Origin of the sequence: Aeromonas sp. SrichE-2G, from assembly GCF_017939565.1 — a bacterium.
Classification (GTDB): Bacteria; Pseudomonadota; Gammaproteobacteria; order Enterobacterales; family Aeromonadaceae; genus Aeromonas; species Aeromonas taiwanensis.
In genome coordinates, this window is the sequence record NZ_JAGKRG010000015.1 from 1 (window position 1) to 291 (window position 291).

1 rRNA gene is annotated in these 291 nt (G+C 54.0%); it reads right to left on the bottom strand.

From position 1 onward, the window contains the following. Positions 1–291, bottom strand: a 23S ribosomal RNA gene (locus J9885_RS13895); the annotation flags it as partial.

Consider the following 291-nt stretch of genomic DNA (forward strand, 5'->3'; position numbering starts at 1 on the left):
CCGTCTCGCAGTTAAGCTGGCTTATGCCATTGCACTAACCTCCTGATGTCCGACCAGGATTAGCCAACCTTCGTGCTCCTCCGTTACTCTTTGGGAGGAGACCGCCCCAGTCAAACTACCCACCAGGCACTGTCCGCGAGCCCGATTCAGGGCCCTGCGTTAGAACATCAAACATACAAGGGTGGTATTTCAAGGACGGCTCCAGCGCAACTGGCGTCACGCCTTCAAAGCCTCCCACCTATCCTACACATGTAGGTTCAATGTTCAGTGCCAAGCTGTAGTAAAGGTTCA